This is a genomic window from Kribbella italica, from assembly GCF_014205135.1.
In the GTDB taxonomy this organism is placed as follows: domain Bacteria; phylum Actinomycetota; class Actinomycetes; order Propionibacteriales; family Kribbellaceae; genus Kribbella; species Kribbella italica.
In genome coordinates this window covers 4,111,718-4,129,060 of record NZ_JACHMY010000001.1, presented here as the reverse complement: position 1 = coordinate 4,129,060, position 17,343 = coordinate 4,111,718, and the positions used below count along the sequence as shown (strand labels likewise).

18 protein-coding genes and 1 riboswitch are annotated in these 17,343 nt (G+C 68.8%); of the genes, 12 read left to right on the top strand and 6 right to left on the bottom strand.

The features are described 5' to 3' along the window. Genes HDA39_RS42390 through HDA39_RS19075 form a run of 5 tightly spaced genes read left to right on the top strand, consistent with a single transcriptional unit; the run spans nt 1 to nt 4,638 of the window. A complete protein-coding gene (locus HDA39_RS42390; protein WP_202893050.1) occupies nt 1-903 on the top strand; it encodes an ABC transporter permease subunit in 903 nt (300 codons plus the stop codon). Continuing rightward, the gene (locus HDA39_RS19090) at nt 900-1,796 is read left to right on the top strand and encodes a carbohydrate ABC transporter permease (RefSeq protein WP_184796852.1); all 897 of its coding nucleotides are present in this window, start codon (nt 900-902) and stop codon (nt 1,794-1,796) included. The genes HDA39_RS42390 and HDA39_RS19090 overlap by 4 nt, the downstream gene beginning before the upstream one ends. Nucleotides 1,797-1,802: 6 nt before the next feature. Then, complete coding sequence (locus HDA39_RS19085; RefSeq protein ID WP_184796851.1) at nt 1,803-2,798, top strand: sugar phosphate isomerase/epimerase family protein; 996 nt, start codon at nt 1,803-1,805, stop codon at nt 2,796-2,798. Continuing rightward, nucleotides 2,795-3,673, top strand: coding sequence for a transketolase (locus HDA39_RS19080; protein ID WP_184796849.1), 879 nt, complete (start codon nt 2,795-2,797; stop codon nt 3,671-3,673). The genes HDA39_RS19085 and HDA39_RS19080 overlap by 4 nt, the downstream gene beginning before the upstream one ends. Next, the gene (locus HDA39_RS19075) at nt 3,670-4,638 is read left to right on the top strand and encodes a transketolase family protein (RefSeq protein ID WP_184796846.1); all 969 of its coding nucleotides are present in this window, start codon (nt 3,670-3,672) and stop codon (nt 4,636-4,638) included. Before HDA39_RS19080 ends, HDA39_RS19075 begins: the two co-directional genes overlap by 4 nt. On the opposite strand, the gene ribB is transcribed toward HDA39_RS19075, so the two are convergent. Then, entirely contained in the window at nt 4,622-5,245 is a 624-nt protein-coding gene (ribB, locus tag HDA39_RS19070) for a 3,4-dihydroxy-2-butanone-4-phosphate synthase (protein WP_337925798.1), read from the bottom strand. The genes HDA39_RS19075 and ribB overlap by 17 nt on opposite strands. A gap of 105 nt (nt 5,246-5,350) precedes the next feature. Beyond that, nucleotides 5,351-5,484, bottom strand: a riboswitch (FMN riboswitch). Nucleotides 5,485-5,540: 56 nt separating this feature from the next. On the opposite strand from ribB, the gene HDA39_RS19065 reads away from it, so the two are divergent. The 3 genes from HDA39_RS19065 to HDA39_RS19055 all read left to right on the top strand — a co-directional run bounded on the left by HDA39_RS19065 (nt 5,541) and on the right by HDA39_RS19055 (nt 10,049). Further along, nucleotides 5,541-7,028, top strand: a complete 1,488-nt coding sequence (locus HDA39_RS19065) for a glycoside hydrolase family 140 protein (RefSeq protein ID WP_184796842.1) — start codon at nt 5,541-5,543, stop codon at nt 7,026-7,028. A gap of 27 nt (nt 7,029-7,055) precedes the next feature. Next, nucleotides 7,056-8,063: a sugar-binding transcriptional regulator gene (locus HDA39_RS19060; RefSeq protein ID WP_184796840.1), complete on the top strand. Its 1,008-nt coding sequence runs from the start codon at nt 7,056-7,058 to the stop codon at nt 8,061-8,063. 597 nt (nt 8,064-8,660) lie between these two features. Further along, entirely contained in the window at nt 8,661-10,049 is a 1,389-nt protein-coding gene (locus tag HDA39_RS19055; protein WP_238356092.1) for an alpha/beta fold hydrolase, read from the top strand. Here HDA39_RS19055 and HDA39_RS19050 read toward each other — a convergent pair whose 3' ends face one another. Both HDA39_RS19050 and HDA39_RS19045 read right to left on the bottom strand, forming a co-directional pair. Next, entirely contained in the window at nt 10,050-10,712 is a 663-nt protein-coding gene (locus HDA39_RS19050; RefSeq protein WP_184796838.1) for an ElyC/SanA/YdcF family protein, read from the bottom strand. Then, on the bottom strand, nt 10,709-11,479 hold the full coding sequence (locus HDA39_RS19045) for a GntR family transcriptional regulator (protein WP_184796836.1): 771 nt from the start codon (nt 11,477-11,479) through the stop codon (nt 10,709-10,711). Before HDA39_RS19045 ends, HDA39_RS19050 begins: the two co-directional genes overlap by 4 nt. 151 nt (nt 11,480-11,630) lie before the next feature. Here HDA39_RS19045 and HDA39_RS19040 point away from each other — a divergent pair, with 151 nt between their 5' ends. Genes HDA39_RS19040 through HDA39_RS19030 form a run of 3 tightly spaced genes read left to right on the top strand, consistent with a single transcriptional unit; the run spans nt 11,631 to nt 13,974 of the window. After that, nucleotides 11,631-11,906, top strand: a complete 276-nt coding sequence (locus HDA39_RS19040) for a putative ATP-grasp-modified RiPP (RefSeq protein ID WP_184796834.1) — start codon at nt 11,631-11,633, stop codon at nt 11,904-11,906. 5 nt (nt 11,907-11,911) lie between these two features. Then, entirely contained in the window at nt 11,912-12,856 is a 945-nt protein-coding gene (gene tgmB / locus HDA39_RS19035) for an ATP-grasp ribosomal peptide maturase (protein WP_202893049.1), read from the top strand. Continuing rightward, nucleotides 12,853-13,974: a methyltransferase domain-containing protein gene (locus HDA39_RS19030; protein WP_184796830.1), complete on the top strand. Its 1,122-nt coding sequence runs from the start codon at nt 12,853-12,855 to the stop codon at nt 13,972-13,974. The genes tgmB and HDA39_RS19030 overlap by 4 nt, the downstream gene beginning before the upstream one ends. On the opposite strand, the gene HDA39_RS19025 is transcribed toward HDA39_RS19030, so the two are convergent. Continuing rightward, complete coding sequence (locus HDA39_RS19025) at nt 13,971-14,528, bottom strand: DinB family protein (RefSeq protein WP_184796828.1); 558 nt, start codon at nt 14,526-14,528, stop codon at nt 13,971-13,973. The genes HDA39_RS19030 and HDA39_RS19025 overlap by 4 nt on opposite strands. A 104-nt stretch (nt 14,529-14,632) precedes the next feature. On the opposite strand from HDA39_RS19025, the gene HDA39_RS19020 reads away from it, so the two are divergent. Beyond that, complete coding sequence (locus tag HDA39_RS19020; protein ID WP_184796826.1) at nt 14,633-15,031, top strand: DoxX family protein; 399 nt, start codon at nt 14,633-14,635, stop codon at nt 15,029-15,031. Nucleotides 15,032-15,052: 21 nt separating this feature from the next. On the opposite strand, the gene HDA39_RS19015 is transcribed toward HDA39_RS19020, so the two are convergent. Next, on the bottom strand, nt 15,053-15,859 hold the full coding sequence (locus tag HDA39_RS19015) for a DUF3626 domain-containing protein (RefSeq protein ID WP_184796824.1): 807 nt from the start codon (nt 15,857-15,859) through the stop codon (nt 15,053-15,055). Nucleotides 15,860-15,927: 68 nt separating this feature from the next. Further along, entirely contained in the window at nt 15,928-17,334 is a 1,407-nt protein-coding gene (locus HDA39_RS19010; RefSeq protein WP_184796822.1) for a GH1 family beta-glucosidase, read from the bottom strand. Nucleotides 17,335-17,343: the final 9 nt, after the last annotated feature.

The following is a 17,343-nucleotide window of genomic DNA, read 5'->3' as shown; positions in this document are numbered from 1 at the left end:
GTGGCAACGGTCGCGCTGTCCGAACCGGGCAAGGTCAAGGGTGGCCGCTGGTCGCCCTGGCTCTTCGCCCTGCCCGCAGTGGTGGTGTACGTCGGGTTCCTGGTGTACCCGGCGATCTCCTCCCTGTTCTTCAGCCTGACCAACTGGGACGGGCTGAGCGCGACGTACGACTTCGTCGGCCTGGACAACTACGCCAAGCTACCGAGCGACCCGGTCGTGGTCACCGCGGTCCGCAACAACCTGATCTGGACCGTGGTGACGATCGCCGTCCCGACCGTCGTCGGCCTGGTGCTGGCGATCGCGCTGAACGGCAAGGTGCACGGCAAGCCGGTCCTGCGGCTGATCTTCTACACGCCGGCCGTGCTGCCACTGGTCTCGATCGCGAGCATCTGGGGCTGGCTCTACAACCCGCAGTACGGCGCGATCAACTCGTTCCTCGAGCTGATCGGCCTGGGTGGGCTGGCGCAGCCATGGCTCGGGCAGGACTCGACCGCGCTGTGGGCCGTGATGGTCCCGGCGATCTGGTTGCGGACGGGCTTCCCGATGCTGCTCTACCTGGCCGCCCTGCAAGGGATCCCGAACGAGCTGTACGAGGCGGCGACCGTGGACGGTGCCAGCCGGTGGCAACAGTTCTGGCACGTGACGATGCCGAGTCTTCGGCCGGCGCACTACATCGTGCTCGCGCTGTCGCTGATCGACTCGTTCAAGGTCTTCGACATGATCTACGCGATGACGTACGGCGGACCGGGGACGTCGACGCAGGTGATGGGGACGTGGATGTACTTCAACGTCTTCCAGTACTACGAAGCCGGGTACGGCACCGCGATCGCGGTCGTGATCACGCTGGTGGCCGTTGCCGTCGGCATCCCGTACGTCCGCTCGCAGACCAAGGAGGCCTCATGACCTCGATCGCGCCGGTCCGGGTCGAGGCGCCGGTGCTCACCGAGGAGACCACACCGCCGAACCAGCAGTCGCGGGGCCGACGGGGGCTCGTGATCACACTGGTGCTGGCGGTGGCGGCGATCTTCTGGATCTCGCCGCTGGCGTTGCTGGTGATCACCGCGGTCCGGCCGCTCGCGGACTTCGTCGGCAACGGGCCGCTGTCGTGGCCGGACGAGTTCACCTGGTCGAACTTCGGCGACGCGTGGGGGATCGGCAACTTCGCCACGACGTACAAGAACAGCGCGCTGCTGGCGCTGATCAAGGTGCCGCTCGGCGTGCTGATCTCGGCGATGCTCGGGTTCGCGCTGGCCAAGCTGCGGATGAAGTTCCGCCGGACGGTGATGTTCACCGTGTTCCTCGGGCTGACCATCCCGATCTACATCGCGATCGTGCCGGTGTTCATCATGCTGCGCTCGGCCGGCGCGACCGACAGCCTGTTCGGGCTGATCGGGCCGTACCTGGCCTTCGGCATCCCGTTCGAGGTGCTGGTGCTGCAGTCGTTCTTCCGGCAGATCCCCGACGAGATCATCGAGGCCGCCAAGGTCGACGGCGCCGGCGACTGGCGGGTGTTCTTCACGATGATCCTGCCGCTGTCGCTGCCGGCCCTGGTGACGGTCGCGATCCTGGACGCGGTCGCGACCTGGAACGAGTTCCTGTTCGCGCTGATCCTGCTCAACTCCGACGCGAACAAGACCATCCCGGTCGGCCTGCTGAACTTCCAGGGCCAGTTCGCCAACAACAACACCGGGCTGGCGGCGGGCATCCTGATCGCCGTCGTCCCGATTCTCATCGCCTACACGCTCCTGCAGCGCTGGATCGTCGGCGGCCTCACCGCCGGCTCTCTGAAGGGTTAGGACCATATGACTGACATGCCGGTGTTCGGTGCGGGGATCTGGCACTTCGCGACGTACCAGGACCGCTACGCCACCGACGGCTACGGGCCGCCGGTCGGGCTGCTGGAACAGATCGACCGGGCGGGCGCCGTCGGCGACCTGTCCGTGGTCGACCTGAACTGGCCGTTCGCCGGGTACGACGGGACGCTCGACGAGGTGAAGGCCGCGCTCGCGAGGAACAACCTGAAGGCGATCGCGATCACGCCCGAGATCTACACCCGCGACTTCGTCAAGGGCTCGATCACCAACCCCGATCCCGGCGTCCGCAAGCAGGCGCTCGAGTTGTTGCACCAGGCAACCGAACTGGCCAAGGACCTGGGCTGCTCGTACGTGAAGCTCTGGCCGGGCCAGGACGGCTGGGACTACCCGTTCCAGGTGAACTACCACGACATCTGGAAGCTCGCCCTGGACGGCCTGACCGAGCTGGTCTCGGCGCACCCCGACATCAACTTCGTGATCGAGTACAAACCGCGCGAGCCGCGGGTCAAGATCATCTTCCCGAACGTCGCCCGCACGCTGCTCGGGATCGAGAAGATCGGCCTGCCCAACCTGGGGATCCTGCTGGACTTCGGCCACTCGCTGTACGGGCAGGAGACACCGGCCGACGCCGCCCAGCTGGCGATCGACTACGGCCGGCTGTTCGCGATCGACGTGAACGACAACCTGCGCGGCTGGGACGACGACATGGTGGTCGGCTCGGTGCACCTGGTCGAGACGTTCGAGTTCTTCCACACCCTGCGCCGCAACAACTGGGAGGGTGTCTGGCAGCTCGACCAGTTCCCGTTCCGCGAGGACAGCGTCGAGGCGGCGAAGCAGGCGATCCGGTTCCTCAAGGCGGTGCACCGCGCGCTCGACGTACTGGACGAGGAGGCGCTCGCCGCCGCGCAAGCGTCGCACGACGCGCTCGCCGCGCAGCGGCTGGTCCAGAAGGTGTTGCTCTCGTCGATGGCGGAGACGGCATGACACTGACCGCCGAGCACACGACGATGCCCGTGCTCGGGCGACTGCCGGTCCACAGCAGCCGCTCGGCGCAGGTCGCGCACATCACCGAGGCGGCCCGGCAGATCCGGATCCAGGACCTCAAGCTCGTCCACCACGCCGGGGCCGGGCACATCGGCGGCGACTTCTCGTCGATCGACATCCTGGCCACCCTGTACGGCGCGGTGCTGGACGTCGCGCCGGACCGGGTGGACGACCCCGAACGCGACCGCTTCATCCTCAGCAAGGGGCACGTCGCGGGCGCGCTCTACACGACGCTCGCGGCCTTCGGCTTCCTGCCCGTCGAGGAGCTGGCGACGTTCCTGAAGCCGCTGTCGGCGCTGAACGGGCACCCGAACCGGCGCAAGGTCGCCGGCGTCGAGGCGAACACAGGTCCGCTCGGGCACGGCCTTCCGGTCGCGGTCGGGCACGCGCTGTCGGCCAAGCTCGACGTGTCGTTGCGGCGGACGTACGTGCTGGTCGGCGACGGCGAGCTGCAGGAAGGCAGCAACTGGGAAGCGATGATGGCAGCCTCGCAGTACCAGCTGGACCGGCTGACCGTGATCGTCGACCGGAACCGGCTGCAGCAGGGCGCGACCACCCAGGAGACCAACGACCTGGATCCCTTGCCGGACAAGGCGGCGGCGTTCGGGTTCGCGGTGGTCGAGGTGAACGGGCACGACCACGGCGAGCTGCTCGACGTGCTGTCCGCCGTACCGTTCCGGCCGGGCAAGCCGACCTTCGTGATCGCCCACACGCACAAGGGCCACCCGATCTCGTTCATGAGCAACAACGTCGCCTGGCACCACCGGGTGCCCGACGCGGCCGAGTTCGCCCAAGCACTCAAGGAGCTCTCATGACTGTCACCGACAGTCCCTCGATCGCCGACCGGCCGCGCTACGACTGCCGGGACGCGTACGTCGAGACGCTGGCCGAGCTGGCCCACGCGGACCACCGGATCGTCGGCGTCGTCAACGACTCGGTCGGGTCGAGCAAGCTGAACAGCTTCCGCAAGGCGTTCCCGGACCGGCTGATCAACGTCGGTATCGCCGAGCAGGACATGGTCGGCGTCGCCTCCGGGCTGGCCAACGGCGGCCGGATCCCGTTCGTGTCGGCGGCGTCCTGCTTCCTCACCGGGCGCGCGCTGGAGCAGATCAAGGCGGACGTCGCGTACTCGCACACCAACGTGAAGCTGTGCGGCATGAGCCCAGGCGTCGCGTACGGCGAACTCGGGCCGACGCACCACTCGATCGAGGACATCGCCTGGCTGCGGGCGATCTCCGGGATGACGATCATCGTGCCGGCCGACCCGGTCGAGACCGCGGCGGCGCTGCGCTGGGCGGCCGCGTCCGACGGGCCGGTGTTCATCCGGGTCAGCCGGATGAGCGTGCCGCGGATCTACGCCGACGACTACACGTTCGAGCCGGGCAGGGCGATCACCGTCCGGGCCGGCGACGACGTGACGCTGATCAGCAACGGCACGGTGCTCTGGCGGGCGCTGGCCGCGGCCGAGCAGCTCGCGACGGAAGGGATCTCGGCCCGGGTGCTGTCGATGCCGACGGTGAAGCCGCTCGACACCGGCGCCGTGGTCGCGGCCGCGCGGGAGACGGCCGGGATCGTGACCGCCGAGGAGGGGGTGAGCGGGGGTGGGCTCGGCGGCGCGGTCGCGGAGGCCGTCGTACAGCATCATCCGGCGCGGGTGTCGATCCTCGGGATCCCCGAGTTCGCGCCGACCGGCTCCGCGGCGTACCTGCTGGACCGGTACGGGCTGTCCGCGGACGGTATCGCGTCCGCGGCCCGCGCGCTGGTCAGCCGAGGAAAGTGACCAGGTCGGCGATCGAGACCATCGCGAAGTCGTGGGCGTCGGCGAACGCGCGCAGGTCGGCGCCGGTCATCAGCGTGCCGTCGTCGTTCATCAGCTCACCGATCACCCCGACCGGCGGCAGCCCGGCCAGCCGGACCAGTTCGACGGTCGCCTCGGTGTGACCGGGCCGCTGCCGGACGCCGCCCGCGACCGCGCGGAGCGGGAGGATGTGGCCGGGCCGGATCAGGTCGGTGGGCCGAGCCGTGCCGTCGGCCAGGACGTTGACGGTCCGCGCCCGGTCCGCGGCGGAGATGCCGGTGCCGACGCCGGTGCTCGCGTCGACCGACACCGTGTACGCCGTACGGAGGCTGTCCTGGTTGTTCGGGACCATCAGCGGCAGCTCGAGCCGGTCGAGGACCTCCGGCGCGGCCGGGGCGCAGACGTACCCGCTGGTGTAGCGGACCAGCAGCGCCATCAGCTCCGGCGTCGCCAGGCTCGCGGCGAAGGTCAGGTCGCCCTCGTTCTCGCGGTCCTCGTCGTCGACGACCACCACCGGGCGCCCGCGCCCGATCTCGGCGATCGCGTGGTCGATGGTGTCCAGGCGGGTCGTGCTCGCCACGGTGCTCACAGTCGCTGTCCTCTCGGCCTGGCACTCCGGGGGCAACGACAAGCTCCGCGACTCCTCTCTGGGGCACGCTTGTGGGCGCGCGCCGGACAGGCATCGCGAAGTCTGCCACGTGCGTCTTCCCATCCGGACTTTCACCGTCGGTCCCGGAGTTCCACCAGGTCAACCGGACCTCCTTGCGGAGGTACGGGTCGCGGACTTTAACCGCCGGCTCGGAATTTCACCGACCCCAGAGCACGTGTGTGATCTTGCAGATTCACTGCGCAGTGTATCCGTCTCGACTGTTTCCGGGAGTGTCATGTCCATCTCATCCGTTTGGCGGTCGGTCGAGCTCTCGGCATCCGTGGAGGAGCGGTACGGCGCGGAGGTGTGGGCGGAGTTCGTGCACGAGAGCGGGGTGACGCTGCGGAGGCCGGCGTTCTGGGACGGGGACGGCGTGTGGAGGGTGCGCTTCGCCGCGCCGACGCCAGGGGAATGGCGCTGGACTTTTGGCTCCTCTTCAGGCGTGCTTGACGTCCAACAAGTACCAGCCGGCGAGGCCAATCCGTTCTACTCCCACGGGTTCTGGCAGATGTCCCCCGGCGGCCGGAGCCTGGTCCACGCGGACGGCACTCCAGCACTTCTGGTCGCCGACACGGCGTGGGCGCTCCCATGGCGAGCGACCGTCTCGCAGGTCCGCGAGTACGCCGCCGATCGTCAGGCGAAGGGCTTCAACGCCGTACTGCTGATGTCCGTGCAGCCCGACATGCGCGCGGTCGGGCCGCGGGACCGGACGGCGGACGAGGGGTTCGACGTCGGGTTCGAGGACCTGGTTGACGGGCACCTGCTGCGGCCTCGGGCGGAGTACTTCCAGTACCTCGATCAGCTGCTGGAGGTGCTGGCCGAGCACGGGATCGTGCCGGTGCTGCAGCCGGTGTTCCAGGGGTTCGGCTGGAAGGGGCTGGACGTCGCGGGGACCGTCGTACCGGCTGAGGAGTATGCGACGTACTGCCGCTACCTGGTCGCGCGGTACGGCGCCTCACCGGCGATCTACCTGGTCGGCGGGGACGGGACCGGGCTGGAGCCGCAGGTCGCGGCCGGGGGCGCCGAGGTGCACGCGGTCGACTGCTACGGGCAGCCGACCGGGATCCACTACCGGCCGCACATCCGCGCGTCGGCTCATCAGGACGCGGAGTGGCTTGACTTCCAGTGGTGCCAGACCGGGCACACCGGCGAGCACGTGGCCGAGCGGGTGGCCGACCTGTGGCGGAACGAGCCCGTACGGGGTGTGGCGAACGGCGAACCGACGTACGAGAAGCACGGCGGTCTTTCAGTCGCGAATGGGTGGTGGCAGGGGCACGAGGCGTGGAGCAACCTGTGCGCGGGCGGGACGATGGGGGTCGTGTACGGCGCCGGGAGTCTGTGGCAGTGGCGGCTGCACGCGTCGGAGCCGGGGCATTCGTCGTTCTTCATCGCGCCGGACGCCGGGTGGCGGGAGGCGATGGATTTCGAGGGGTCGACGTACGTCGGGCTGGTCGGGCGGGTGCTGGCCGGGCTGCCGGTGGCGGACCTGCAGCCGGACTGGACGCGGGTGATCTCGGGGCGCGCGCTGCGCGGTGCCGGTGGTCTGCTGATCGTCTATCGCGAGCACGGGGGACCGGTGATGGTGTTCGACGACTCGGTGCCGCTGGACTACCGGATCGTCGATCCGCGCGACGGGTCGGTGGTGGCGACCGGCCGCCGGGACACGCCGGGCGACCCGCTGCCCGATGCTGGTGGCGCACCGCGGGTCTACATCTGCCTATAGTCCAGTCCTGATCGAAGGGGGCTACGCATGAGCGCTCACCGTGGCGTACGTCAGCCGGGGCTGGACGAGCTGCGGCTGCTGGCGAAGGTGGCCCGGATGTACCACGAGAAGGGCATCCGGCAGCCACGCATCGCCAGCGAGCTCAACCTGTCCCAGGCCCGGGTGTCGCGGATGCTCAAGCAGGCGGTCGAGGTAGGGATCGTGCACACCGTCGTGACGATGCCGAGCGGGGTGCACAGCGATCTCGAGGACGAGCTGCAGGGGCGGTACGGGCTGCGGGATGCGGTGGTCGTGGACACGGGTGGTCTGTCTGTGGGACCGAGTGGTCTGGCGGAGGGTGTGGACGAGGACGTCCTGCCCGCGCTGGGATCGGGCGCCGCGGCGTACCTCGACATGACGCTCACCGGCGGGCACCTGATCGGCATCTCGTCCTGGAGCGAGACCCTGATCAGCGCCGTCGACCGGATGCCGCGCAAGAGCGTCCCGGTCGCCGAGAAGGTCGTCCAGATCGTCGGCGGCCTCGGCGACGCCGCCGTCCAGATGCAGGCCACGCGCCTCACTGCCCGCTTCGCCGAACTCACCGGCGCGATGCCCGTCTACCTCCCCGCTCCGGGTCTGGTCGGCACACCCGCCGTACGCCGCGCGATGATGAACGACGTCTCCGTCCGCGACGTCCTCGGCACGTGGGGCCAACTCACCGACGCTGTCGTCGGAATCGGCAGCCTCCAGCCGTCGCCTTTGTTGCAGCGCAGCGGCAACGCGGTAGCCCAGGCCGACCAGGACGAACTCCGCCGCCTGGGCGCCGTCGGCGACGTCTGCTTCCGCTTCTTCGACGAAGAAGGCCACCACGTCCGCTCCACCTTCGACCAACGCGTCATCGGCGTCACGGCGAAGGAACTGCTCGCCGTCCCCCGCCGCATCGGCGTCGCCGGCGGCGACCGCAAGTACTCGGCCATCCGCGCTGCTCTGCTGGGCGGCTGGGTCAACATCCTCATCACCGACCTGTCGATGGCCCAGCGCTTGCTCGCCGACTGACGCCTCTCCCACGCGTGCCCCTCCGTTCGCCGGCGCTCGCTGCGGGGCGTGCTCCCGCCCGCCTTCTTGGTGGGTACGCGTGCTGTCGCGCGCTTCGTGCGGTGGGCTGTCGCCCACGTTCGCGTGCTGTCGCGCGCTTCGGTGCGCGGCTGGCGCCGCTTCGTGTGCGCGCTGGCGCGCGAGCAACCACTTGGTGGTGGGCCGGGTTGGGTGCGTGCAAATGGTGACCCACGCAACCGCTCCGGTCGCTGGCGCTCCCTGCACCCGCCCACCGGTCAAGTTGGGGGGATGCTGTCGCCCGCTTCAGGTGATGGGCTCTGGCGCCCAGGTGAGCGCTGGCGCTCGGTCGACGGCCCGTGCTGAGTCCGGTGCCTGCGTGCAGGTGGTGGTCGTCCGCTGCCGCCGGTGCCTGCCTATGGCTGGTCCACTGCCTCGGATTGTGACGACTGGCGCGGTACATCGCGTCAGTGGTCGAACAACGCATCAGTCGACCAACGCGTCAGGACGTCGACCGGCGGGTCGGGGTAGCGCGGGAGATACCCCGGGTCGGGCGTGCGGGCCCCGGACCGGGCGTCTCAAGGCGCCTAGCGTCTGGGTATGCGAACTGTGGCGGTGCTGGCGGCGTTCCTGTTGTTGCCTGGGGCAACTGTTGTGTCGCCTGCGGCGGCGGAGACCGCCGGCCTGGTCTGGCGGGCGTGTCAGAACGGCAGCGGCGACGACCAGGGGAAGGCGCTCGATGAGGCCGGCGCGTCCTGCAGTTCCATGCGGGTGCCTGTCGACCATCTGCGCCCCGACGGCCAGACCATCGACATCGCCATCTCTCGGCTTCCCGCCGACCCGAGCGTACGGCGCGGCGTACTGCTGGTGAACCCCGGCGGACCAGGCGGCTCGGGACTCGACTACCCGCTGGCCTTGCGGCCGCTGCTCGGGGACGTCGCGAAGCAGTACGACCTGATCGGCTTCGATCCTCGCTTCGTCGGGCGGAGCGCGCCGGCGAGCTGCGGTGAGGTTCGCGTGGCTGATGTCTTCCGATCGTCTCTCAACCGTGCCGACTTCGCGGAGTCCGCCCGCCGGGCGAAGGCGTTCGTACGGACTTGTCCCGGAGGACTAGAGCACGCGAGCATCCGGAACGTGGCGCGCGACCTGGACGTCGTACGGAAGGCGCTCAAGGAAGACAGGCTGAACTACTACGGGGTGTCCTGGGGCGCTGATCTGGGGGTTGTCTACAGCCAGTTGTTTCAAGGCAAGGTCGACCGCATGGTCGTCGACAGTGTGACCGACGTCGAAGGATCCGAGTATCACCACCTGGCCACCGGTGAACGCGCCGAAGCAGCCTTCGACGAGTGGGCAGCCTGGGCAGCCTGGCGGGACGACAAGTATCACGTCGGCGGAAGCGGTCAGCAGATCCGGGCAGCGGTGACCCGCTTGATGCAGCGCGACCTGACGATCGCCGGCCATAAGGTCGACTCGGCAGTCCTGCCCTGGCTGCTCCAGTCAGCCCTCGGCGACGAGAGTGACCGCGACCTGATGGCCCGCAACGTCAGCACCCTGCTCCGCAACACCCCGCCAACCCCAGAACTCAAAGCCTGGCTCGACCAGTACTACGGCCGCGCGCCCGTGTTCTCCCAGTTCATCGCCGCGTCGATCGCCTTCACCTGCAACGACACGGGCTGGCCGAAGAACCCGGCGACGTACTGGCGCGACGTCCAGCGCACCCGAACCACGCAGCCCCTCTTTCCGACGACGTTCCTCCCGTGCGCCTACTGGACCCAGCACACCACCGAACCACCGCTTGCCATCAGCAACAAAACCCCGATGCTCATCGTCCAGGCCGAACGCGACAACATTCCCCTCACCTGGGCTGAGAGCCTCCATCGCAAACTCCCCAACTCGACTCTCAAGACGATCGACCGCCGAGCCCACGGCGTCTACGACGACCGCGTCCCGACGATTGTCAAGACCGTCAACGACTACCTGGCTTCGTGATCAGTCGGCGATCAAGCGTCGCGTGTAGCCGGCGTCGACCAGCAGCTGAAACGCTCGGCGTACCTCGTCCGGCATCTCCTGCGGTATCGCGAACCCCTTCACCGCGAACAGCTCGATGCGTTGGGTGTCGCCGACGAGCATGTTCAGGACCCGGTCGGGATCACCAATCGACTCGACGTACTGGTCGAGCGGCAGCGGTAGCGACGCGCAGATCGGCCGGACCTCCGGCCAGAGCTTTCGGCAGGTCGCGAACGCTCGGCGTTGCTGGTAGGGCCTTGAGACCAGGATGACCGTTGCGATCGAGACCTGCTGCTCGGCCAAGGCCGCGCGGGCGAGCGTGATGTTCTCGCCGGTGTTGGTGGCAGCAGGCTCCACGATGATGTCCGCCAGCGGTACGCCGAGTGCCACCGCGTGCTCGGTGTAGTGCACGGCTTCCCCGCGAGGGAACCGCTCGACCGTGGTCGGGGCATTCGCGCCGGTGAAGAGGATCCGCGGAACCAGGCCGCGTTGGTACAACTCGGCCGTGAAGGTCGCGACGCCCAGGTCGTGGCTGCCGAGTCCGATCGCCACATCCGCCGGCTCGAGTTCGTGCCGGAGGTCGTGGTAGTCCCAAAGGGTCTGTGTCGCCGAGCGAAGCTGCGGAGGAATTCGGGGCGTGCTCACTCGGGAATCCGGAAGGAGTAGGTCCAGGCGAATCGACTGGCCGCATGGACACCGCGGGCGAACTCCACGACCCGGCCGTCGCGGGTCGCCGTCGTTCTGTGGAGAACCATCACCGGCTCGCCCGCCGGGAGGTCCAGGCCGGCGATCTCGTCGGGGGTCGGCATGCGGGAGTGGATGGTCTCCGTGATCGAGTCGGGTTCGAGTCCCTGGTGAGTCAGGACGGCGAAGCCGCCCCCGCGTCCGGCAGGCCCCGGCGTGGGGTCGACCAGTGCGGTGCCCTCGACGTCGTCGGGCAGGTAGTAACTGGTCAAGGTATGAGTGGGTCGGCCGCCGGCGTCCCGGACTAGACGCGCCCGCTCGTACACCACGGCGCCGGCCTCGATCCCCAAGGCCTCCGCGACCTCGACGTCGGCCTCGGTGGTGGCGACCGTCTGGGTCTGGTCGGTCCGCTTCCACTCCTGCCCAGAGACTTCGCGGTCGGCGACGAAGGCCACGACATCGCCGTGCTTCCACTTGCTCTTCGCGTACCGGTCCGGACCGAGCCGACGCATCGGCGGGCGGGCCCTAACGACGGTACCGCGACGACGGACCGGGGTGACGAGGCCTTCGGCCGTCAGCAGGGAGACCGCGTTGCGAACCGTCTTCACGTTGACTCCGTGGAGTTCCGCCAGGTCGTCCTGCTTGGGCAGGGTCGAACCAGCCGGGTAGTCGCCACGGACGATGGCCTCCCGCAGCGTCGCCGCGAGGTCCCTGTAGCCGCCGGTCAATTGCCCTCCTTGGATGTCGGACAAGAGTAGCCCCGGGCGGCAGTAGAGGGGGTTCTATTGACATCTCGGTCGACGAGTGGCGCAATAGAGCCACCTGTAACACTGTGTCGCATCCGCTACCTCCAGTGATGACGCCGGCGAAGGGATCACCATGACGACGACCGCAACTGCTCGGCCGTGGGGCGTACGACGAGCCGCCCGGTGCGCCTCCCCGCCCGACGACAGCTCGATCCTCACGGCCGAAGCGATCGACCCCGCGACCCAGCTCGGGATCTTCCGGGACGAGGACGGACGCCAGGTCCAGGCTGGACCGCCGAAGCACGGAACCTCACGCGCACAGTTCAAGAGTCTGCCGACCGGAGGCGGAGACGGCGCCAGACCGGGGAAGCCGGACGACACCAAGGTCGTCGAGTACGTACCGGACTGATGGGCATGGACCGACCTGTCCTGGTGCTGACCTGCGCGGATGATCCCACCTCCGACGTGGTCGTGGGCGAGCTGAACCAGCGCGGCGTGCCCGTGGTCAGATGCGACCCGGCCGACGTCCTCGCCGGTGGCCTGGAGGTCTCGGCCACCTTCGGCGAGCAGCGCATGGGCGGTCGCCTGCGGACGGAGTCCCGAGCGCTGGACCTCGCGGCCGTACGGGCTGTCTACTATCGCCGGCCATCGTCGTACGTCGCTCCTACCGAGCTGTCCGATCAGGACGGTCGGTTCGCTCGGGAGCAGGCGAAGTACGGCATGGCGGGGATCTTGGCCGAAGTCCGCGGCCGCTGGGTCAATCATCTCTGGCGAAGCCTCGAAGCGGAGTTCAAGCCGACCCAGCTGGCCGTCGCGCACGAACTCGGATTCGTGGTCCCGCCGACCATCATCACCAACCAGCACCACGACGTCCGCGAGTTCGCGGCGACCCACGGCAGGCTGGTCTACAAGCCGTTGCAGAACGCAGACCTGACCGGCCCGGACGGCGACGCGCTGATGATCTGGGTGGACGAGGTCGATCCGGCAGAGCTGGACGAGACCGTTCGGCTGACCCTGCATCTGTTCCAGGCGAAGGTGGACAAGATTGCCGACGTACGGGTCACCGTGATCGGTGACGAGACGTTCAGCGTTCGGATCGACTCGCCTCACGTGGACTGGCGACGGGACTACAGCCAGGTTTCTTACACAGTGATCGACGTACCTGACCCAGTGGCGCGAGCTTGCCGGCGTTACCTCCAACGGTTCGGGCTGCTCTTCGGGGCCTTCGACTTCGGGCTGGACCACGACGGGACCTGGATCTGGTACGAATGCAACACCGGCGGGCAGTGGCACTGGCTCGAGCTCGAGACCGGGCTGCCGATGACGGCAGCGATGGTGGATCTTTTGGAGACGGCATGACGGCTGCTGAGGTCGATCAGGAGTGGCGTCGGCGCGCCTCGGAGCTGGTGGCTTCTCTTCGACGTGGGGGCAGGCTGTCCGACGAGCGGTTGGCTGTGGCGTTCGGCGAGGTGCCCCGACACGTGTTCGTTCCCGAGTTTCTTCGGCTCGAGGTGGATTCTGAGGGGTTCGCCGCCGTGGACGGCATGGTGGACGCGGCGAGTGCGGAGTACCTGGACGCGGTCTACTCCGATCAGGCGTTGATGACGCAGACGAAGCCGGTCAGGGGGCAGCCGGAGAGCTTTGTGTGGAGTTCTTCGTCGTCGATGCCTTCGGTGATGGCGGACATGATCGAGGAGTTGGAGATCGTGCCGGGGACGACGGTGCTGGAGAGTGGGACCGGGACCGGGTACAACGCGGCAATTCTGTGTCGGCTGCTGGGGGACGAGGCAGTGACGACGGTGGAGATCGATCCGGAGTTGCGGCGTACGGCGGTCGAGCGGATGGCGACGTTGGGGTACCGGCCTTCGACGGAGCCGGTGGTGGACGGGTACGACCGGATCCTCGCGACGCATGCTGTGGACGACATCCCGGCCGACTGGATCGTCTGGGGGAAGCCGGGCGCGGTGATTCTCACCGATCTGCGGCCGCCGTCGAACACCCAGGTCGGAGCTTGGGCGAAGCTGGTGATCGATGCTGACGGCAACGGTGCGAGCGGCCGGCTGATGGCGCCGCGAGGGTACTTCATGAGCGCGCGGAAGGTTCCGGAGTACGCCGATGACGGGCAGAGCTTGCCGGAGTTGACGCTGGAAGAGCACCAGCAGCGGGCCGAGTCGATGACGGTGCGGGAGAGCGCGCTGGCAGGGGAGGTCTTCGATGACGAGGCCTTCGGGCTGTACTTCTGGCGGCGGCAGCCGGGCGTGTGGTTCTGGCAGTACGACGGCGAGATCACCCTCAGCTCGGACGACGGATCCTGGGCTCAGGTGGGGAAGGACGGCGTACGGATGCTGGGGCGCGATCTCTGGGCCGAGGTCGAGCAGGTCTTCGCGGACTGGCAGCAGGCTGGTAGGCCGCCGATCACGGAGTGGACCGTCCGGTGCGCGGCCGACGGTCGTCTCACGATCGAGCTGCCCGGCTAGTCAGCCGGCGCGAAGGCCTCGGCCGCGGCGCGGACCTTTGCGAGGTACTCGGCGGTGTCGACGGGGTGGTTGCTCGGGCTCGTGGTGCCGTCGAGGAGTTCTCGGAGGATGTCGAGGTGGCCGCCGTGGCGGAGTTCTTCGTTGAGGACTCGGAGGATCATCGCGGCGAGGGTGGTGGTCTGGTGGCCGGGGGTGAAGTGTTCGACCCAGCCGGGGGAGTCGAGGGCGTGGAGCTCGATGGTTCGGTCGGCGTTGGTGCAGGTCTGGTGGTACCAGTCCAGGATGTACGCCGAAGTCTCGTCGGGGCGGGCCCACATGTCGGCGCCGCCGAGGAGGTCCTCGTCGCCGGGGATCTCGCGGTCCAAGTCGCGGCCGAAAGCGCCGCCCAGGTAGCCGTACTCCATGCCGCCCAGGTGCTTCAGGACGCCCAGGACGTTGGTGCCGGACGGCGTGATCGGGCGGCGGAGGTCGTACTCGGACAAGCCCGCGGCCTTCTGCAGGTTGGTGGCTCGGGCGGTGCGGAGGGACTGGTGGAGCTCGGCCTTCAGGTCCATGGGGCAACGATAGAAGCCGCGGTGATTCAGTGGTGAGCACGGATGCCGGGAGCAGGGCCGTCGGCCGATCCTCGTCGTACCGAACGACAACCCGAGGAGACACCATGAGCAGCATCGGTACGACGGTCAGGACGTGGAAGATCCAGCCGGGCACGATCGGGCTCTGGATCCTGCGGCTGGTGCTCACCGCCGAGTTCGCCGCCGCAGGGATCATGAAGCTGGCCGGTAACGAGCAGATGGTCGCCATGTTCGGCGAACTCGGCACCGGCCAGTGGCTGCGGTACGCCGTCGGCGTGCTCGAGATCGCCGGGGCGCTCGGCCTGCTGATCCCGCGCCTGTGCGGCCTGGCCGCGCTCGGCCTCGCGGCCCTGATGACCGGCGCCGCGCTCACCAACGCGTTCGTGCTCGACGTATCCCCGGCCGTCCCACTCGCCATGCTGGCAGTCGCCGGCCTGGTCGCCTGGTTCCGCCGGTCGACGATCCAGGCCCTTTTCCGGCGATGAACGGGCCCGGCACGAACTGCTTCAGGAGACCGAACCGAAGCGGGCGAGACAGTGCCAGACGCGCTTGAGGTCCTGGGCGTCGTACTGGCCGAACGCCTGGGCGAGGACGTGAGGAGTCAACCAACCGTCGTCGGCCAGGTGTTCGGCCAGTACGACGTACTGCGGTCCCCGGAAGTATGGGTGACGTCGGAGTTCTTCGACGGTCAGCTTGAACCCGTCGTGCCATTCGAGGGGGCAAGGGAGTCGTCGGGCGGCGCGTTCGACGGGGGTGCCGCGGAAGCTCGGGTCGAGGACCAGGGCCTCGACATCGCGGTCGATGCGGAGCGGTCCGTGGACCTGGGCCTCGATGTAGTCGTCGAGCGGATCCTGGTGATCGGCCTCAGCGAGCGCGATCAGCGACATCCTGGCGGCGACGCCGAAGTGGGTCGGCTCGAACGTGCTGTCGGGGTAGCAGAACGTCGTCCGGGGGAGGACGTCCGCGGTCAGTCGAAGATGGGCGGAACCGAAGCGTGGGGCCGCGCCGGCCGATCGGCGGCGGAAGTTGAGCGCGCCGTAGACGGGACGGATGTGAGCCGGCGCCTCGTCGTACGCGCCGTTGAAGATCCTGCTCTCCCAGCGCCAGCGGTCGCCGCCGGGGTGGGCGGTGAGACCGCCGTTGCTGGTGCCGGTCGTGAACTGGGAGACATAGGTGCCGGTCGAAGCCAGCGCGTCGAGCAGACCCGGCCGGTCGGGCTGGAAGTTGAGGGTCACGCGCAGAGCCGGATCGAGCGGCGGGCCTGATGACAGTTCGGTGAGGTGCCGAACGGCGTTCTCGGGTGGCGTCGGCATGCGGAGATCGTAGAGCGCAGGGAGCCCGCGTCCACCGTCAGGGGACGCGGGCTCCAACAGGGACGTGGTCAGCGGGTGCGGTGCTGCTGGGCCAGGTCTCGGAGGTACAGGGCGGACTGCTTCGGGGTGCGCTTCTGGGTGTCGTAGTCGACGCGGACGATGCCGAAGCGCTTTTCGTAGCCGTAGGCCCATTCGAAGTTGTCGAGCAGGGACCAGGCCAGGTAGCCGCGGATGTCGGCGCCTTGGTCGATGGCGTCGGCTACGGCGGACAGGTGGGAGGTGAAGTACGCCGTACGGCCCTCGTCGGCGACGAAACCTGAGGCGTCCGGTTCGTCGTCGAAGGCGGAGCCGTTCTCGGTGATCACCATCGGCAGGCCGGGGTAGTCCTTGCTGATCCGGACCAGCAGGTCGGTGAAGCCCTCGGGGACGATCTCCCAGTCCATCGCGGTGCGAGGGCGATCGAGCGGGACGGTCCGGCTGACGGGGAGGCCGGCAGCGTCGACGGTGCTGCCGTCCTCGGCGTAGCCGGTGAACTTCTGGCTGAAGTAGTAGTTGATGCCCAGGACATCGATCGGCGTGGAGATGGTCGCGAGGTCACCGTCCTCGACCGGCAGCGAAATACCCTCCGACGCCAGGTCCGCGATCACGTCCGCGGGGTAACGCCCGTGGACCAGCGGGTCCAGGTACAGGCGCGCGCCCATTCCGTCGGCCCGGCGGGCAGCCTCCCGGTCCGGTGCGGCGTCCGAGGCCGGGTACGCCGTGGCGGCGTTCAGCGTGATCCCGATGTCGAGCTTGCGCGGCGCCGCCTCGCGCATCCGCTCGGTCGCGAGCCCGTGGCCGAGCAGCAGGTGGTGGACGGCGGAGACGGCGGCCGGGTAGTCGCGCTTGCCGGGCGCGTGCGCGCCGTACGCGTACCCGAGCATCGCCGAGCACCACGGCTCGTTCAGCGTCGTCCAGGTGTCGACCCGGTCGCTCAACGCGTCGAACACCAGCATCGAGTAGTCCGCGAACCGGTACGCCGTGTCACGCACGGGCCAGCCGCCGGCGTCCTCGAGCTCCTGCGGCAGGTCCCAGTGGTAGAGCGTCACCCACGGGTCGATGCCCTGGGCAAGGAGTTCGTCGACCAGCCGGTCGTAGAAGGCGATCCCGGCCGGGTTGACCCCGCCGCGGCCGTGCGGCTGGACCCGGGTCCAGGACACCGAGAACCGGTAGGTGTCCATCCCGAGATCCTTGATCAGGGCCACGTCCGCGGGCATCCGGGTGTAGTGCTCGCAGGCGACGTCACCGTGGTCGCCCGCGTGCACGGCGCCGGGGACGCGGCAGAAGGTGTCCCAGATCGAGGGGGTCCGGCCGTCGACGTCGACGGCGCCCTCGATCTGGTACGCCGAGGTGGCCACCCCCCAGCGGAAACCGCTCGGCAGTCGCGCCGCGAGGTCCGCCTCGGAGGTGGTGGTGGGGGCAGCAGATGTGTTCATGGTGGACGT